15 protein-coding genes are annotated in these 15,704 nt (G+C 66.2%); 5 read left to right on the forward strand and 10 right to left on the reverse strand.

What is annotated here, in order from left to right:
- Positions 1-420: MFS transporter (locus ASE61_RS27050; protein WP_244492742.1), on the reverse strand; the 420-nt coding region annotated here is incomplete at its 3' end.
- Positions 421-792: 372 nt separating this feature from the next.
- Here ASE61_RS27050 and ASE61_RS06495 point away from each other — a divergent pair.
- A complete protein-coding gene (locus ASE61_RS06495; RefSeq protein WP_061965910.1) occupies positions 793-1,506 on the forward strand; it encodes an orotate phosphoribosyltransferase in 714 nt (237 codons plus the stop codon).
- Positions 1,507-1,509: 3 nt separating this feature from the next.
- Positions 1,510-2,148: a TIGR00725 family protein gene (locus ASE61_RS06500; protein ID WP_244492743.1), complete on the forward strand. Its 639-nt coding sequence runs from the start codon at positions 1,510-1,512 to the stop codon at positions 2,146-2,148.
- A 12-nt stretch (positions 2,149-2,160) separates the two neighbouring features.
- Here ASE61_RS06500 and ASE61_RS06505 read toward each other — a convergent pair whose 3' ends face one another.
- Complete coding sequence (locus tag ASE61_RS06505) at positions 2,161-2,673, reverse strand: MarR family winged helix-turn-helix transcriptional regulator (protein WP_061965912.1); 513 nt, start codon at positions 2,671-2,673, stop codon at positions 2,161-2,163.
- A gap of 246 nt (positions 2,674-2,919) precedes the next feature.
- Here ASE61_RS06505 and ASE61_RS06510 point away from each other — a divergent pair, with 246 nt between their 5' ends.
- Entirely contained in the window at positions 2,920-3,600 is a 681-nt protein-coding gene (locus ASE61_RS06510) for an alpha/beta fold hydrolase (RefSeq protein ID WP_061965914.1), read from the forward strand.
- A 1-nt stretch (position 3,601) separates the two neighbouring features.
- Here ASE61_RS06510 and hemH read toward each other — a convergent pair whose 3' ends face one another.
- The gene (hemH, locus tag ASE61_RS06515; protein WP_061965916.1) at positions 3,602-4,666 is read right to left on the reverse strand and encodes a ferrochelatase; all 1,065 of its coding nucleotides are present in this window, start codon (positions 4,664-4,666) and stop codon (positions 3,602-3,604) included.
- A 183-nt stretch (positions 4,667-4,849) separates the two neighbouring features.
- On the opposite strand from hemH, the gene ASE61_RS06520 reads away from it, so the two are divergent.
- On the forward strand, positions 4,850-6,370 hold the full coding sequence (locus tag ASE61_RS06520; protein WP_061965918.1) for a bifunctional metallophosphatase/5'-nucleotidase: 1,521 nt from the start codon (positions 4,850-4,852) through the stop codon (positions 6,368-6,370).
- Positions 6,367-7,065, forward strand: coding sequence for a uracil-DNA glycosylase (gene ung, locus ASE61_RS06525; RefSeq protein WP_061965920.1), 699 nt, complete (start codon positions 6,367-6,369; stop codon positions 7,063-7,065). The genes ASE61_RS06520 and ung overlap by 4 nt, the downstream gene beginning before the upstream one ends.
- A 9-nt stretch (positions 7,066-7,074) precedes the next feature.
- Here the strand turns inward: ung and ASE61_RS06530 are convergent, their stop codons facing one another.
- From ASE61_RS06530 to ASE61_RS06560, 7 genes are all read right to left on the reverse strand, one after another.
- Complete coding sequence (locus ASE61_RS06530) at positions 7,075-8,307, reverse strand: phenylacetate--CoA ligase family protein (RefSeq protein WP_061965922.1); 1,233 nt, start codon at positions 8,305-8,307, stop codon at positions 7,075-7,077.
- Between the two features lie 41 nt (positions 8,308-8,348).
- Positions 8,349-9,194: an ABC transporter ATP-binding protein gene (locus ASE61_RS06535; RefSeq protein ID WP_061965924.1), complete on the reverse strand. Its 846-nt coding sequence runs from the start codon at positions 9,192-9,194 to the stop codon at positions 8,349-8,351.
- A 70-nt stretch (positions 9,195-9,264) separates the two neighbouring features.
- On the reverse strand, positions 9,265-10,593 hold the full coding sequence (locus ASE61_RS06540) for an ABC transporter substrate-binding protein (RefSeq protein WP_061965926.1): 1,329 nt from the start codon (positions 10,591-10,593) through the stop codon (positions 9,265-9,267).
- Between the two features lie 102 nt (positions 10,594-10,695).
- The gene (locus ASE61_RS06545; RefSeq protein WP_061965928.1) at positions 10,696-11,775 is read right to left on the reverse strand and encodes a branched-chain amino acid ABC transporter permease; all 1,080 of its coding nucleotides are present in this window, start codon (positions 11,773-11,775) and stop codon (positions 10,696-10,698) included.
- Positions 11,776-11,788: 13 nt separating this feature from the next.
- Positions 11,789-12,703: a branched-chain amino acid ABC transporter permease gene (locus tag ASE61_RS06550; protein WP_061966074.1), complete on the reverse strand. Its 915-nt coding sequence runs from the start codon at positions 12,701-12,703 to the stop codon at positions 11,789-11,791.
- 172 nt (positions 12,704-12,875) lie between these two features.
- Positions 12,876-13,691, reverse strand: coding sequence for an ABC transporter ATP-binding protein (locus ASE61_RS06555; RefSeq protein WP_061965930.1), 816 nt, complete (start codon positions 13,689-13,691; stop codon positions 12,876-12,878).
- Positions 13,688-15,673, reverse strand: coding sequence for an AMP-dependent synthetase/ligase (locus ASE61_RS06560; RefSeq protein WP_061965932.1), 1,986 nt, complete (start codon positions 15,671-15,673; stop codon positions 13,688-13,690). Before ASE61_RS06560 ends, ASE61_RS06555 begins: the two co-directional genes overlap by 4 nt.
- Between the last annotated feature and the right edge of the window lie 31 nt (positions 15,674-15,704).

The following is a 15,704-nucleotide window of genomic DNA, read 5'->3' on the forward strand; positions in this document are numbered from 1 at the left end:
CGAGGCCGGCCAGGCCTCGGCGACCAGCGCCATGCCGATGCCGAACTCGCCGCCGAGCCCGAGGCCGGCGATGGTGCGGTAGATCAGCAGGTCCCAGTAGCCCTGCGCCAGTGCGCACATGCCGGTGAAGACGGCGAAGAGGACGATGGTCCAGGTCAGCACCCGGACCCGGCCGATGCGGTCCGACAGCATGCCGAAGCCGATGCCGCCGAGCACGGCGCCGACCAGCGTCGCGGTGACCAGCGAGGCCGCCTGGGCCTGGCTGAGCTGCAGGTCGGCCGAGATCGCCCGCAGCATGAAGCCGAGGATCAGCAGGTCGAACCCGTCCATCGCATAGCCGATCGCCGCACCCCACAAGGCCTTGCGCGCCTTGCCGTCCACTTCCGTTGGTGCGGCGGCTGCCGCTTGAAGATCGCTCATGATGAAAGCCCCTTGTCTGCTCCGGCCAAGCCCAGCGGAGCGGCGATGCGGCATGGCGTCGCCCATATTCAGATCGTTTGGCATCTCATGCGGTCTGGGTCGGCGCAATGAGCGTCCGCGTCCCAGCCTGTGGATGTCGTGGGAAACCCTGCCATGAGCGTTTTCGGGAACGCCAAGGGCATCCTGCGGTCCGGCTGGCGGCTGGAGGGTGATGCAGCGGAACAGGGTTGCAGATCGCGGTGAAAATCGCCGGGCAGAGGGATTGACCTGCCGGGCCGAGGCGATCAGAAGAGGCCGTTTGCCAATTCGACCAGCCCTTGCGCCCTTGCCGTTCCCGGCGAGCGGCGTCGCTCAGCCCGGAGAGACCGCGCCATGTCCCACCTGTTCACCCCCACCGACAGGACCGTGATCGCGCGCGAAGCGGCCAAGATGCTGCTCGAAATCAAGGCTGTCCACTTTTACAGCGACAAGCCCTTCTTCTTCACCTCGGGCTGGGCCAGCCCGGTCTATATCGACTGCCGCAAGATCATTTCCTATCCGCGCCTGCGCTCGACGCTGATCGATTTCGCGGCGACGACGATCGTGCGCGATATCGGCTACGAGTCGCTCGACATCATCGCCGGCGGCGAAACAGCGGGCATTCCCTTCGCCGCCTGGATCTCCGATCGTCTTTCGCTGCCGATGCAATATGTCCGCAAGAAGCCGAAGGGTTTTGGCCGCAACGCCCAGATCGAGGGCTCCGTCGTCGAGGGCGCGCGCACCCTCCTGGTCGAGGATCTCGCCACCGACGGGCGCAGCAAGGTCAATTTTGCCGAGGCGCTGCGCAATGCCGGCGCCGACGTGCAGCACTGCTTCGTGCTGTTCTACTACGACATCTTCCCGAAGAGCCGCGAGCTGATGGCCGAGATCGGCGTCAACCTGCATTATCTCACCACCTGGTGGGACGTGTTGGCCGTGGCCAAGGAGAGCGGCCATTTCGAGCCGAAGATCCTGGCCGAGGTCGAGAGCTTCCTGAACGACCCGGCGAGCTGGTCTGCCAAGCATGGCGGCATCTCCGCTTTCGGCGAGGAGAAGAAGCCGGCCTGAGCCGTGGCTCACGAGCTGCAACTGCGCCTCGATCGCGAGAACGGGCAATTGCTCGACGGGCGCGGCCGGATCTTCGATCCGGCGACCCGGCGTTGGAGCGAGGCGACGGCAACGGCGGGGCGGGGAGAACCCGTCTCTCTGGCCGGCGCCGTGCATTGGCTCCAGCGCGACAGTGGGATGCCGCTGCGGACGCCCGTCGCGGTGATCGGGACGCGCACGCCGACCGCTGCGCAGGAAGCCGCCGCCTTTGCGATGGGGCGACGGCTTGCGGAGCATGGCGTCACCGTTTTGTGCGGCGGCCGTGCCGGGGTGATGGAAGAGGTCTGCCGCGGTGTGGCGGAAGCCGGCGGCCTGTCGATCGGCCTTCTGCCGGATGACGAGCCGGAGGCGGCCAATCCCTACGTCACCGTCCCGCTCGCGACCGGCATCGGCGTCGCCCGCAACGCGCTGATCGCTCGGGCCGCCTGCTGCCTCGTCGCGATCGGCGGCGGCTACGGCACCTTGTCCGAGATCGCTTTCGCCTTGCAGTTCAAGCGCCCGGTCTTCCTGCTGGAAGGCGCTCCCGCGGTGGATGGTGCGCAGGCCTGCACTGACGCGGACGCCGCGCTCGACGCGGTGGCGGGAGTGATCCTGGCGCTCTGAGCGAGCCGGATTTTACGGCTTTTCGTGGCGGCTCGTTGCCGCGCCGCCACGCGCTTCGAGCGCCTTGCCGACGCGGCGCATCGCCTCGCCGGCGGCGTTGCATTCCTCGTCACTCAAGACCTGCATCATCGCCTCGATCTCGGCGACATGGACCGCCATCGCCTTGCGGGTCAGTGCTTCTCCGGCAGGCGTGAGCCAGAGGCGGCGCAGGCGCTTGTCGGCCTCGTCATTGCGGCGCTCGATCAGGCCGCGCTTCTCCAGCACGGGCAGCAGCATGCTCATCGCGCTGCGCCCGACCAGGAGCTTCTCGGCCAGGGCCTGCTGGGAGAGGCCGGGGACATGGAAGATATTGGCGAGCACGTCGTAATGCGCGAGCTGGATGTCGAGCGGCGCCAGGGCCTCGGTGAAGACCTTCTCCCAGAGGCTGTGCGCGCGGGCGACGGCGATCCAGTTGCGGAAACGCGGCAATTCCCAGGGCAGGACCTGCGCTTCAGGCGAAGCAGAAGGGGCTTGTATTTTGTTCATGACTGAACATAATGGTTCAGCGCTGAACAAGATCGGGTCTTCGCCATGACCACTGCCACCCTTCGCTACATGCGCCCGCTGGTCCGGGCCGCGAGCTTCATAGCTCCGCGCACAGCCGGCCGGCTGGCCTTCCGCCTCTTCTGTACCCCGCCGAGGCCGTCGACGCGAAACGGAAACGGCAAGATGGGGCAGCCGCCGCGGCTGCGGCAAGCGAGCTTGCGCGCAATACCGTTTCCGTGCGGGAGCGTGCAGGCCTATGTCTTCGAGCCTGAGGAGCGGGCGCCGACCCGGACGGTGCTGCTGGTCCATGGCTGGACCGGCGATGCGGCCTCGATGACGGGCTTCGTCGAGCCGCTCCTGACGGCGGGTTTCCGAGTGGTCGCCTTCGACCTGCCCGGCCATGGCGCCTCGACGGGGCGGGAGCTCAATATTCCGCTCGGCGTCGCGAGCCTTGCGGCGGTCGCGCGGGTGTTCGGCCCATTCCACGCGATCGTCACCCATTCCTTCGGCGGCGCGATCACGCTGGCCGCACTGGCGGGCTCGGTCAGGGGACAGCCGGTGGTCAGCGCGGATCGGCTCGTGCTGATCTCGGCGCCGTCCTCGATCACCCGGATCACCCGGCAATTCGGCCATGCGATCGGTCTCGGCCGGCGCGGGCAGGCGGCGCTGGAGCAGCGCATCCATGTCGTCGCCGGCAATCCGGTCGAGGCTTTCGAAGGGCCGCTCCAGCTCAAGGCGATCGGGTTGCAGACGCTGGTGATCCATGATCGGCAGGATCGCGAACTGGGCTTCGCGCATGCCGAGGCGTTGGAGCAGGCCGGCCCGTTCGTCCGGCTGGAAGCGACGGACGGGCTCGGCCATCGCCGCATCCTGAAGGCGCGGCCGGTGGCCGAGAGCGTGGCGTGCTTCGTCGCAGGCGAAGGCTAGCTCAGAGCCAGCCCATCAGCTCGCGCTGGACGACTTCGGCGATGACGTCGATACCTTCGGGGGAATCGTTGAGGCAAGGCAGATAGGCGAATGTCTCGCCGCCATTGTGCAGGAAGATCTCGCGGTTTTCGCCGTCGAGTTCTTCCAGCGTCTCCAGGCAATCGGCCGAGAAGCCCGGCGCGACGATCGCCATCGATTTCTTCCCGGCCTGGGCCAGGGCCTTCACCGTTTCGTCGGTATAGGGCTGGAGCCACTCGTCCGGCCCGAATCGCGACTGGAAGGTCAGCGGGAACTGCTCCTCGGAGAGGCCGAGTTCGGCGCGCAGCAGGCGCCAGGTCTTCACGCACTGGCAGTAATAGGGGTCGCCCTTCAGCAGGTATTCCTTGGGCATGCCGTGGAAGGAGCAGAGGATGACCTCCGGCGCGAAATCGAGCTTCGCCAGCCAGGCACGCATCGAGCGGGCGAGCGCGCCGATATAGACGGGGTCGTCGTGATAGGGCGGGGCGACGCGCACCGAAGGCTGCCAGCGCATTTGCATCAGCGCGCGAAAAGCCTGGTCGCAGGCGGTCGCCGAAGTCGGCGCGGCATATTGCGGATAGAGCGGCACCAGCAGGATGCGATCGCAGCCCTGGTCGAGCAGGGCTTTCAGCCGGCTCTGCACATCGGGAAAGCCGTAGCGCATGGCCCAGTCGAAGACGACGCGCTCTCCGGCCAACGGCTTCAGGCGCTCAGCGAGCTGTTCGGTCTGCGAGCGGGTGATGGTCTTGAGCGGACCCTCGTCACGCTCCTTGTTCCAGATCGAGGCGTAGTCCTTGCCCTTCCGGCCCGGCCGCGTCGACAGGATGATCAGGTTGAGGATCGGCCACCATTTCCAGCGGGGCTCCTCGATGACGCGACGGTCGGAGAGGAACTCCTTGAGATAGGCGCGCATCGGCCAATAGCCGGTGCCCTCGGGCGTGCCGAGATTCATCAAGAGCACGCCGATGCGGCCGTACTGTACCTTCGGATGGTCGGGTGGCAGGGAAGCGGCCTCGCGGGCCGGCACTGCGGCGATGTCAGCGGTCATGAACGCGTGCACTCCTTGGCGTCGTGATTTAGACGAGTTCGCGCTTTCGTCCAGCCTTGAAGCTCCTCGAATGGCAGGGGTGCGACACTGCTTCCCGCCGTCGGGCGGCCCGAAACCCCTCTGGTCAGCGCCTCGCTCCTCTTGCTAGTCTGGAGCGGTTCTCAGGACATAGGGGCGCTTGCCATGACGAAGCTCACCCGCCGCAAGGCTCTCGGTGTCCTGGCGGCGCCAGTGACGCTCGCTGCGACTGCGCCCGTGGCGATGGCCCAGCAGCCGGCACCGAGCTTCACGCTGCTGCTGCTCAACGACATCTACAAGATGAGCGACGACAAGGGCCGCGGCGGCTTCGCGCGCGCGGCCGGCATCGCCAAGGCCGAGCGTGCCAAGGGCGTGCCGGTGCTGTTCTGCCATGCCGGGGATTGCTACTCGCCCTCGCTGATGTCCGGATTCGACCAGGGCGCGCATATCGTTGCGATGCAGAACAAGATGGGCATCGACGTCTTCGTGCCCGGCAACCACGAATTCGATTTCGGCAAGGAGAACTACCTCAAGCTGACGGCAGCGCAGAGCTACCCGACCTTCGCCGCGAACCTGCGTGACGCTGCCGGCAGCATCCTGCCGCATCACAGGGATTCGCAGATCTTCGAGCTCGGCGGCATCAAGGTCGGCGTCATCGGCGCCGCCTTCGACCCGACCCCGCAGGTTTCCTTCCCCGGCGACCTGAAATTCTCCTCGACGATGGAGGCGTTGCGCCGCGAGGCCAAGGTTTTGAAGGGCGAGGGCGCCGATATTCTCGTCGCCGTCGTCCATGCCGACCGGAAGACGGATTACGAGATCGTACGCTCGCGCGTGGTCGATATCGTGCTCACCGGCCACGACCACGATCTCGCCATCGCCTATGACGGCAAGGTGGTGATGGTCGAGTCGAACGAGGAGGGCAATTACGTCACCGCGATCGACATCGCCGTCAGCATCAAGGGCGAGGGCGCGGCGCGGCAGGTCTCGTGGACGCCGACCTTCCGTGTCAACGATTCCCGCGCCGCGACGCCGGACCCGGATGTCGCCGCCATCATCAAGGGCTATGAGGGCGAGCTGTCGAAGGAGCTCGACGTCGACATCGCGACGCTGGCCGCGCCGCTCGATTCCCGCACCGGTGTCATCCGCACGCAGGAGACCGCGATCGGCAACCTGATCGCCGATGCGATCCGCTCCGCGACCGGCGCCCAGCTCGCCATCACCAATGCCGGGGGCATCCGCGCCAACAAGCAATACGCGGCCGGGCAGAAGCTGACGCGCCGTGACGTGCTAAGCGAACTGCCCTTCGGAAACGCCACCGTGATGGTCGAGATCACCGGCAAGGACGTGAAGGACGCGATCGAGAACGGATTGCGCGATGCGCCGCAAGGCGCCGGGCGCTTCCCGGTGGTCTCCGGCCTGACATTCGAGGCCGATCTCAAGCAGCCTCAGGGTTCGCGCGTGGGTGCCGTCACTGTCGACGGCAAGCCGATCGATCCGGCCGGCAAATACACCGTCGCCTCCAATAACTTCATGCTGGAGGGCGGCGACGGCTACACGGCGCTGAGCCGCGGCAGGACGCTGATCGGCCTCACCGACGGCAAGCTGATGGCCAATGAGGTGATGGTCTATGTCCGCAAGCTCGGCACGGTCGATGCCAGGGTCGAAGGCCGGGCGGTCCTGAAGTGAAATGTGCTGAAGCGCTCGCGGCCTTCCGGGCGAGCGGGAATTCAGCCGACTGGCGCGAGCTGCCGGTCTTCGCTGCCGATGGGGCTGCCGCTCGTGCCTGCGCGGCGGTCGATGCCGAGCGGGCGGCCGGGCATGTGGTGGCCCCGGTGCCGGAGCGGGTCTTTGCCGCGCTGGCGCTGACGCCGCTCGATGCGGTCCGGGCCGTCATCCTGGGCCAAGACCCCTATCCGACGCCGGGCCATGCCAACGGGCTCGCCTTTTCCTATGTCGGGCCGGCGCCGCTGCCGCGCTCGCTCGTCAATATCTACAAGGAGCGAGCTGAAGACCTGGGAGAGCCCACACCCGCGGACGGCGACCTGACGCGCTGGGCGAAGCAGGGCGTCTTGCTGCTCAACACGGCGCTGACGGTGCGCGAGGGAGCGAGCAAGGCCGGCTCGCATCTCTCGCTCGGCTGGGGAGCGGTGACCGATGCGGTGATCGCAACGGTCTCACGCGAGCGAGCGCATGTCGTCTTTCTGCTCTGGGGCAATCCAGCGCAGACGAAGCGGCCCCTGATCGACGAGAGCCGACATCTGGTCATCGCCAGCGCGCATCCCTCGCCGCTGTCGGCGCGGCGAGGGTTCTTCGGCTCGAAGCCGTTCAGCCGAGCGAATGCGTGGCTGGACGAGCAGGGGGAGAAGCCGATCGCGTGGTGACGCGCGGCGTCACCCCACGGGGCGTTCGTCGGCGATGACCTTGCCGTCGTTCGGCAGCGCGCCGAGCGGGAGGATTTCGACCGCACCCTTCAGCTTCGTCACTTGCTGCAAGGTCGAGGACACCGCGTCGATCAGGCCGGCGGCCTCGGCGTAGATCTCGGCCTTCAGCGTCATCGTGTCGGTCTCGTTGGCGCGGCCGACGACGAGGCGGAGTTTTGCGATCTCGGCATGGCGCCTGGCGATCTCGGCGACCTGCTCGGGCCGCACGAACATGCCCTTGATCTTGGCAGTCTGGTCGGCGCGGCCCATCCAGCCCCTGATCCGGGTGTTGCTGCGCCCGCAGGCACTCGCGCCCGGCAGGATGGCGGTGAGATCGCCGACCGCGAGCCTGATCTGGGGATGATGCGGGTCTAGATTGGTGATCACGACCTCGCCGACCTCGCCCTCGGGAACGGGGTCGCCGGTGCCAGGCCGGACGATCTCGACGATCAGGTTCTCGTTCAGCACCATGCCTTCGCGCGCCGCCGTCTCATAGGCGATGACGCCGACATCGGCGGTGGCATAGAGCTGGTAGGCATCGATGCCGCGCTCCCTGACCCAGGCTTGCAGCGAGGGCGGGAAGGCGGCGCCGGAGACCACCGCGCGCTTGATCGAGGAGATATCGACGCCGCGCGTCTCGGCCGCCTCGATCAGGATCTTGAGAAAGTCGGGCGTGCCGGCATAGGCGCTCGGGCGGTAGGCGGAGATCACCTCCATCTGCTGCTCGGTATTGCCGGGACCTGCCGGGATCACGGTGCAGCCCACCGCGCGTGCGGCGGAATCCATGATGAAGCCGCCAGGCGTCAGGTGATAGCTTAGCGTGTTCAGGACGATATCGCCCGGCCGGAAGCCGGCGGCGTAGAGGCCGCGTGCGGCGCCCCAGGCGTCGGCAGCGGTGCCTTCAGGCTCGAAGATCGGACCGGGAGACGTAAAGAGCCGACCGAAGGAGTTAGCTGCCTCCGAGACGAAGCCGCCGAAGGGCAGGGCCGCCTTCTGAAGGGCCGGGAGTTCCGCCTTGCGCAGGATGGGCAGGCCGGTCAGTGCCTTGCGGTCAGTGATCGCATCGGGGTCGATGCCGGCGAGCCGTTCGGCATAGGCCGGCGCTTTCAGGGCTGCTGCCAGCACCGCTGGCAGCCTTGCGAAGAGGTCGGCCTCGCGCGCGGCAGGCGAACGGGTTTCGAGCGCGTCGTGGTGCTCTGTCATGGCGGGGTCTCGTCTGTCGGGTGCGGTGCCGGATCGTGCGTTCACGACAGCCAGCGCTTGCGGCGCTTGTAGCTCTTCACTTCGCGAAAGGACTTCTTGTTGCCCTCGGCGACGCCGAGATAGAATTCCTTCACGTCCTCATTCTCGCGCAGCATCTTGGCCTCGCCGTCCATGACGACGCGCCCGGTCTCCATGATGTAGCCGTAGGTCGCATAGCGCAGCGCCATATTGGTGTTCTGCTCGGCGACGAGGAAGGAGACGCCCTCATCGGCATTGAGCCCGCGGACGATCTCGAAGATCTCCTCGACGATCTGCGGGGCGAGGCCCATCGAGGGCTCGTCGAGCAGGATCATCTTGGGGTTCGACATCATCGCCCGGCCGATGGCGCACATCTGCTGCTCGCCGCCGGAGGTGTAGCCGGCCTGCGACGAGCGGCGCTGCTTCAGGCGTGGAAACAGGGTGTAGATCTTCTCGAGGTCGCGCTTGATCGCGGCATTGCCGTCGCGGCGGGTGAAGGCGCCGGTCAGCAGGTTCTCCTCGATCGAGAGATGGCCGAAGCAGTGCCGGCCTTCCATGACCTGAATGCAGCCGCGCCGGACGAGCTCGTTCGGGGACATCCTGTCGACGCGCTCGCCGTCGAAGACGATCGAGCCCTTGGTGACCTCGCCTCGCTCGGCCTTGAGCAGGTTGGAGATCGCCTTCAGCGTCGTAGTCTTGCCGGCGCCGTTGGCACCGAGGATCGCGACGATGCCCTGGCGCGGCACGGTGAGCGAGACGCCCTTCAGCACCAGCACGACATGGTCGTAGATGACCTCGATGTTGTTGAGCGACAGGATGGTGTCGCTCGCGGTCGCAGCGGCCTGCTTTTCGAGGGTGGCGGTCGACATCGGCCTCTCCCGGACAATCGGTATCGATGGGGTGCCAGCGGCGGGGGAGCCGCCGCCGGCTGCCGTCAGATCAGGACGACTTTTCGCAGGGCTCGGTGCGCTTCGGCCAGTTGCCGGCCTTCTCGATATAGTCCTTGGCGTTGGCCTCGATCAGCGGCCGGACCTCGTCCTTCAGAGGCTCGACCCAGTCGCCCTTCTTGGTCCACTTGGTGCCGTCCCATTCCGAGACGAACATCTTGCTGTGGCCGGAATGGTCGGTGCAGGAGATCGTGGTCGGCGTGACGAAGCCGCCAAGCCCGATCTCCTTGAGGCGCGCCTCGGTGAGATTGAGGGATTCCAGGCCGCGGCGCATGTCCTCGGCGGTGATCACCTTCTTGCCGGTCAGCTTCTGCGCGTTGCGCACGGCCTCGACGACGAGCATCGCGTTGTAGACGCCGCGGTTGTAGAGCGCTTCGCCGACCTTCTCCTTCGGAGTCGTGCTCTTGCCCTTGTCGACCACGTATTTGAGGATGTCCTGCATGGCGGGCGCCTCGGTGCCGGCGAGCGTCCAGCTCAGCGACTTGTAGCCCTTGGCCTGGTCGCCGCCAGCGCGGGCGTCGTCATCGCCACCGGCCCACCAGACGCCGACCAGCTTGTTCATCGGGAAGTTGTTCTTGGCCGCTTCCTTGACCGCGGTCGGGTTCATCGCGCCCCAGCCCTGGTTGTAGAGGAAGTCCGGCCGGTCGCGGCGGATCGAGAGCCAGAGCGAGCCCTGGTTCTGCATGTCGGCGGCGGCCACCGGATAGAGCTTGAGCTCGAAGCCGTATTTCTTGGCGAGGTTCTCGAGGACCGGGATCGGCTCCTTGCCGAAGGGCGCGTCGAGATGGATCAGGCCGAGCTTCTTGCCCTTGAGCTTGTCCATGCCGCCGAGTTCGGCCGCCATGTGCTTCACCATAACGGAGGCGCCGTCCCAATAGGTGAAGGGCGGGATGAAGACCCAGGGGAAGTTGGTGCCGTCGGCCGAGGAGGACAGGCCGTAGGCCATCGACAGGATCGGGATCTTGTCGACATGAGCGCGCGGGATCGCGGCCAGCGTCGCGCCGGTCGACCAGGGCGAGTAGACGATGGTGTTCTTCGACTTGGCCTGCTCGTAGCACTCGATCGACTTCTTGGTGTCGTAGCCGGTCTCGCATTCCTCGTAGATGACCTTGACGCCGTTCACGCCGCCGTCGCGCTCGTTGATCATCGTGATGTAGTCGCGCATGCCGTCGCCGATCGGGATGCCCGAGCCCGAGAACGGGCCGGTGCGATAGGCGTTGTTGGCGAAGTAGACGCTGTCCTGCGCCATGGCCGGGGCAAGCGCGCCCGCGGCGAACAGGGCCCCGAGGGCTGCACCCTTCAACAGATTGCTGGTCTTCATGGACTTCCTCCGTTCGTTTCCTCCGGGCCGGTTCCAGCCGGTCCCGTCTTGTTTTCGCCGGCGCTTCTGTCGTGCCGGTCGTTTCTTGGGCTCTCTCCCGCGTCAGTACGGGAAGGGCCACGTCCGCAATTTCTGCTTCCCGATCTGCCAGAGCCTGGCGAGGCCGTGCGGCTCGACGATCAGGAAGATGATGATCAGCGCGCCGACCAGCATGAAGGTGACATGTTCGGCCGCCGCACCCTGGATCGGGATGCCGAGCGCCGGCAGGCCGAATTTCAGCGCCGTCGGCAGGATCGAGAGGAAGGCCGCGCCGAAGAAGGAGCCGATCAGCGAGCCCAGCCCTCCGATGATGACCATGAACAGGATGTTGAAGGAGAGGCGGATCGAGAACACGTCCGCAGCCTCGCCGCCGCCGTACCAGAGGAAGATCATCATCGCGCCGGCGACGCCGCAGAAATAGGAGGAGACGGCGAAGGCGGCGAGCTTGGCATTGAGCAGCTTGATACCCATCAGCTCGGCGGCGATATCCATGTCGCGCACCGCCATCCAGGAGCGGCCGAGCTTGCCGTGGACGATGTTGGAGGCGAACCAGGTCAGCACCACGACGAGGCCGAGGCAGACGAAATAGCGGGTCTCCGGGGTCGCGGACGCACCCGTCAGGGGGATGTCGAAGAGCGTGCGCTGCGGCACCTCGATCGCGCCCGAGGCGTTGTAGTTGAACAGCCAGGGCACGCGCACGAAAGCCCATTGCAGGAAGAACTGCGCGGCGAGCGTCGCGACCGCCAGGTAGAAGCCCTTGATGCGCAGCGAGGGCAGGCCGAAAAGCACGCCGATGCCGGCCGAGAACAGGCCCGAGACGAGGATCAGGACGATGATGTTCACGCCCGGGAAGATCGTGGTGAGCTTGTAGCAGCTATAGGCGCCGACACCCATGAAGGCGGCGGTGCCGAGCGAGATCAGCCCGGTATAGCCGGTGAGGATGTTGAGCCCGACCGCCGCCAGCGAGAAGATCAGGAATGGGATCATCACCGAGGCGATGAAGAAGTCGCTGCCCAGGAAGGGAATGGCGACCAGCGCGATCGCCAGGATGACGGCGATGCCGATCCGGTCCTCCCTGAGCGGGAAGACCGCCATGTCGGCGGAATAGGTGGATTTGTATTGGCCGGCCTCGCGGTAGAGCATGTCGTCCGGCTCCTCAGATACGTTCGATGATCTTGTCGCCGAACAGGCCCTGCGGCCGGAACAGCAGGAAGCCGAGGGCGATGAAATAGGCGAGCCAGCTCTCGATGCCGCCGCCGATCAGCGGGCCCCAGTAGAACTCACCGAGCTTCTCGCCGATTCCGATGATCAGGCCGCCGACGATGGCGCCGGGGATCGAGGTGAAGCCGCCGAGGATCAGCACCGGCAGGGCCTTGAGCGCCACGATCTCCAGCGCGAAGGACACGTCCGAGCGGGCGCCCCACATGATGCCGGTGATCAGCGCGACGATGCCGGCGGTGAACCAGACGATGACCCAGATCTGGTTGAGCGAGATGCCGACCGAGAGCGCCGCCTTGTGGCTGTCGGCCACCGCTCGCAGGGCTCTTCCGATGCGGGTGTACTGGAAGAAGGCGGCGAGCGCGGCAATCATCAGCGAGGCGATGAGGGCGGCGGCGATATCGATCTTCTGGAGCGAGACCAGCCCGCCGAGGATCTGCAGGTCGACCGCGCCTTTCGGCAGGTAGAGCTGCTCGGCAATCATCTGCTTGGGATTGCCGCCGAAGAGCGCTTCGCCGAAGCCGATCAGGAAATAGGTGATCCCGAAGGTCGCCATGAACAGGATGATGTCGGGCTGGTTGACCAGCGGGCGCAGCACCACGCGTTCGATGGTGACGGCGAGCGCGAACATCACGCCGAGCGTCAGGATGACCGCGAGGAAGGCCGGCACGCCCTTCTCGTAGAGGCCGACCAGGGTCAGCGCCGCGAACACCACCATGATGCCCTGGGCGAAGTTGAACACGCCCGAGGCCTTGAAGATCAGCACGAAGCCGAGCGCGATGAGCGCATAGAGCACCCCGGAGACGAGCCCCTCCCAGACGGTCTGCACCAGCAGGTCCGGCGCCTGCGCCATCTGCTGGAACGGGTCGACGAAGATCGCATAGAGTGTGTTGGTCGGGTCGAGCCGGACTCCGATCGCGAGCGCCGCTATGACGGCGGCGAAGATCAGGCCGGCCTTGACCAGCGGGTTGGCGAGAAGGTTCGGGGCGGGGCGGGTGGCGATGTCGCTCATGTCTCCACGCTCCTCAATGCGCCACGCCGAGATAGGCGTCGATGACCTTCTGGTTCGCCTTGACCTCGTCAGGCGTGCCGTCGGCGATCTTGCGACCGTATTCGAGCACGACGACCCGGTCGGAGAGGTCCATCACCACGCCCATGTCGTGCTCGATCAACGCAATGGTGGTGCCGAACTGGTTGTTCACGTCGAGGATGAAGCGGCACATGTCTTCCTTCTCCTCGAGGTTCATGCCGGCCATCGGCTCGTCGAGCAGCAGCAGCTCCGGCTCCATCGCGAGCGCGCGGCCAAGCTCGACGCGCTTCTGCAGGCCGTAGGGCAGCTTGCCGACAGGCAATTTGCGGATGTGCTCGATCTGCAGGAAGTCGATGATGTCCTCGACGACGCGGCGATGCGCGATCTCCTCCTGCATCGCCGGGCCGTGGCGCAGGGCCTGCCAGAAGAAGCCCTTCTTCATCTTGAGCGTGCGGCCGGTCATGATGTTGTCGAGCGTCGACATGCCCTTGAACAGCGCGACGTTCTGGAAGGTGCGGGCGATGCCGCCGGCGGCGGCGCGATGCGGGCGCATCTTGGCGCGGCGCTCGCCCTTGAAGACGATCTGGCCTTCCTGCGGCTGGTAGAAGCCGTTGATGCAGTTCAGCATCGAGGTCTTGCCGGCGCCGTTGGGGCCGATGATGGCGCGGATCTCGCCCTTGCGGATGTCGAAGGAGACGTCGGTGATCGCCTTCACGCCGCCGAAGCGCAGCGAGATGTTCTCGACCGAGAGCAGGACCTCGCCCTTGTCGCGGACGGGCACGCCGGTCACGTTGATCGGTTCCGCGTTCATGCCGCCTTCGCCGCGGACGGCGCCCCCTCGACCGTGACGGGATAGAGCCTGGCGTCGCGCACCTTGACGCGGGCCGAGATCACCCCCTTGCGGCCATCCTCGAAGGTGACTTCCGTCGAGATGTCGGCGGCGTCCGAGCCGTCATAGAGTGCGGTGACCAGCGGGGCGTAGCGCTCGGCGATGAAGCCGCGGCGGACCTTCTGGGTGCGGGTGAGCTCGCCGTCGTCGGCATCGAGCTCCTTGTGCAGGATCAGGAAGCGCTTGATCTGGGCGCCGCCCATCATCGGCTCGGAGGCGAGCGAGCGGTTCACCTCGTCGACATGCTTGGCGATCATGTCGTAGACGAGATCGTGGCCGGCGAGCTCCTGATAGGAGGCGTAGACCACATTGTTGCGCTCGGCCCAGTTGCCGACGGCGATGAGGTCGATATTGAGCGCGACGGTGGCGTAGTCGCGGCCCTGGCCGAAAGCCACGACCTCCTTGATGTTGGGATAGAACTTGAGCTTGTTCTCGATGTATTTCGGCGGGAAGAGATCGCCGCTGTTGAGCTTCCCGACATCCTTGGCGCGGTCGATGATCTTGAGGTGGCCGCCGTCGTCGAAGAAGCCGGCATCGCCGGAGCGGACATAGCCGTCGGCGGTCATCGTCTCCGCGGTCTTGTCGGGGTCCTTGTAATAGCCGCCGAAGATCGAGGGCGAGCGGTAGAGCACCTCGCCATTGTCGTCGATGCGGATATCGACCATCGGCGCGGGCTTGCCGACGGTGTCGGCCTTGATCTCGCCGTTGGGCTGCATGGTGATGTAGACCCCGGCCTCGGTCTGGCCGTAGAGCTGCTTCAGGTTGATGCCGATCGAGCGGTAGAAGCGGAAGAGTTCGGGGCCGATCGCCTCGCCGGCGGTGTAGCCGACCTTGATATTGGTCAGGCCGAAGCGGTTGCGCAGGGGTCCGTAGACCAGCATGTCGCCGAGCTTGTAGAGCAGGCGGCCCTTCAGCGGCACGCTCTCGCCGTTCAGGATCTGCTCGCCATAGCGCTTCGCGACGTCGAGGAAATAGTGGAACATCTTCCGCTTGAGCGCGCCGGCATCCTCCATGCGCACCATGGTCACGGTCAGCATGTTCTCGAAGACGCGCGGCGGGGCGAAGGCATAGGTGGTGCCGACCTCGCGGCGGTCGTCGATCACCGTGTCCGGGCTTTCCGGGCAATTGACGCAGAAGCCCGCCAGCATCGCCTGCGCATAGGAAAACACATGGTCGCCGACCCAGGCGATCGGCAGATAGGCGATGACCTCGTCGGTCTCGTTCAGCCCGTCGAAGCCGCAGCCGATCTCGGCGGCGATCAGGACGTTGAAATGGCTGAGCATCACGCCCTTGGGCCGTCCGGTCGTGCCGGAGGTATAGAGGATGATGCCGAGATCGGAGCCTTGCCCCTGTTCCATCTCGCGGGCCAGCGCGGCCTCGATCTGCGGGTCCTTCAGCGCCTTGGCGCCGGCCTCGATCACCGTCTCGATGGCGTGGAGCTTGCTGTGGTCGTAGTCGCGCAGGCCCCGGGGCTCGTCATAGAGCATGTGCCTGAGATGCGGCAGGCGCTCGGTGATCGAGAGCAGCTTGTCGACCTGCTCCTGGTCCTGCACCACGGCGATGACCGCCTCGGCATGGTCGAGGACATAGGCCATCTCCTCGGCGACGCCGTCGGCATAGACAGGCACGGGAATCGCGCCGAGCCACTGCGCTGCGCACATCGACCAGTAGAGCTTCGGCCGGTTCTGGCCGATGATCGCGACCTTCTCGCCGCGCTTCAGGCCGAGCTGCCGCAAGCCCTCGGCGAAATCGCGGACATGGGTCGCGACCTCGGCCCAGTTCCAGGACTGCCAGATGCCCAGGTCCTTGTGGCGGAAGGCCACGCGCGAGGCGCGCTCCCTTGCATTGCGCAACAGCAATTTCGGAAAGGTATCCGCCTCGCCGGCGGTGCCGCTTGCCACGATTGCGTTCTCCCTGTCGAGCCGCCATGCGTCG

Origin of the sequence: Allobosea sp. Root670 (assembly GCF_001429415.1) — a bacterium.
Classification (GTDB): domain Bacteria; phylum Pseudomonadota; class Alphaproteobacteria; order Rhizobiales; family Beijerinckiaceae; genus Allobosea; species Allobosea robiniae.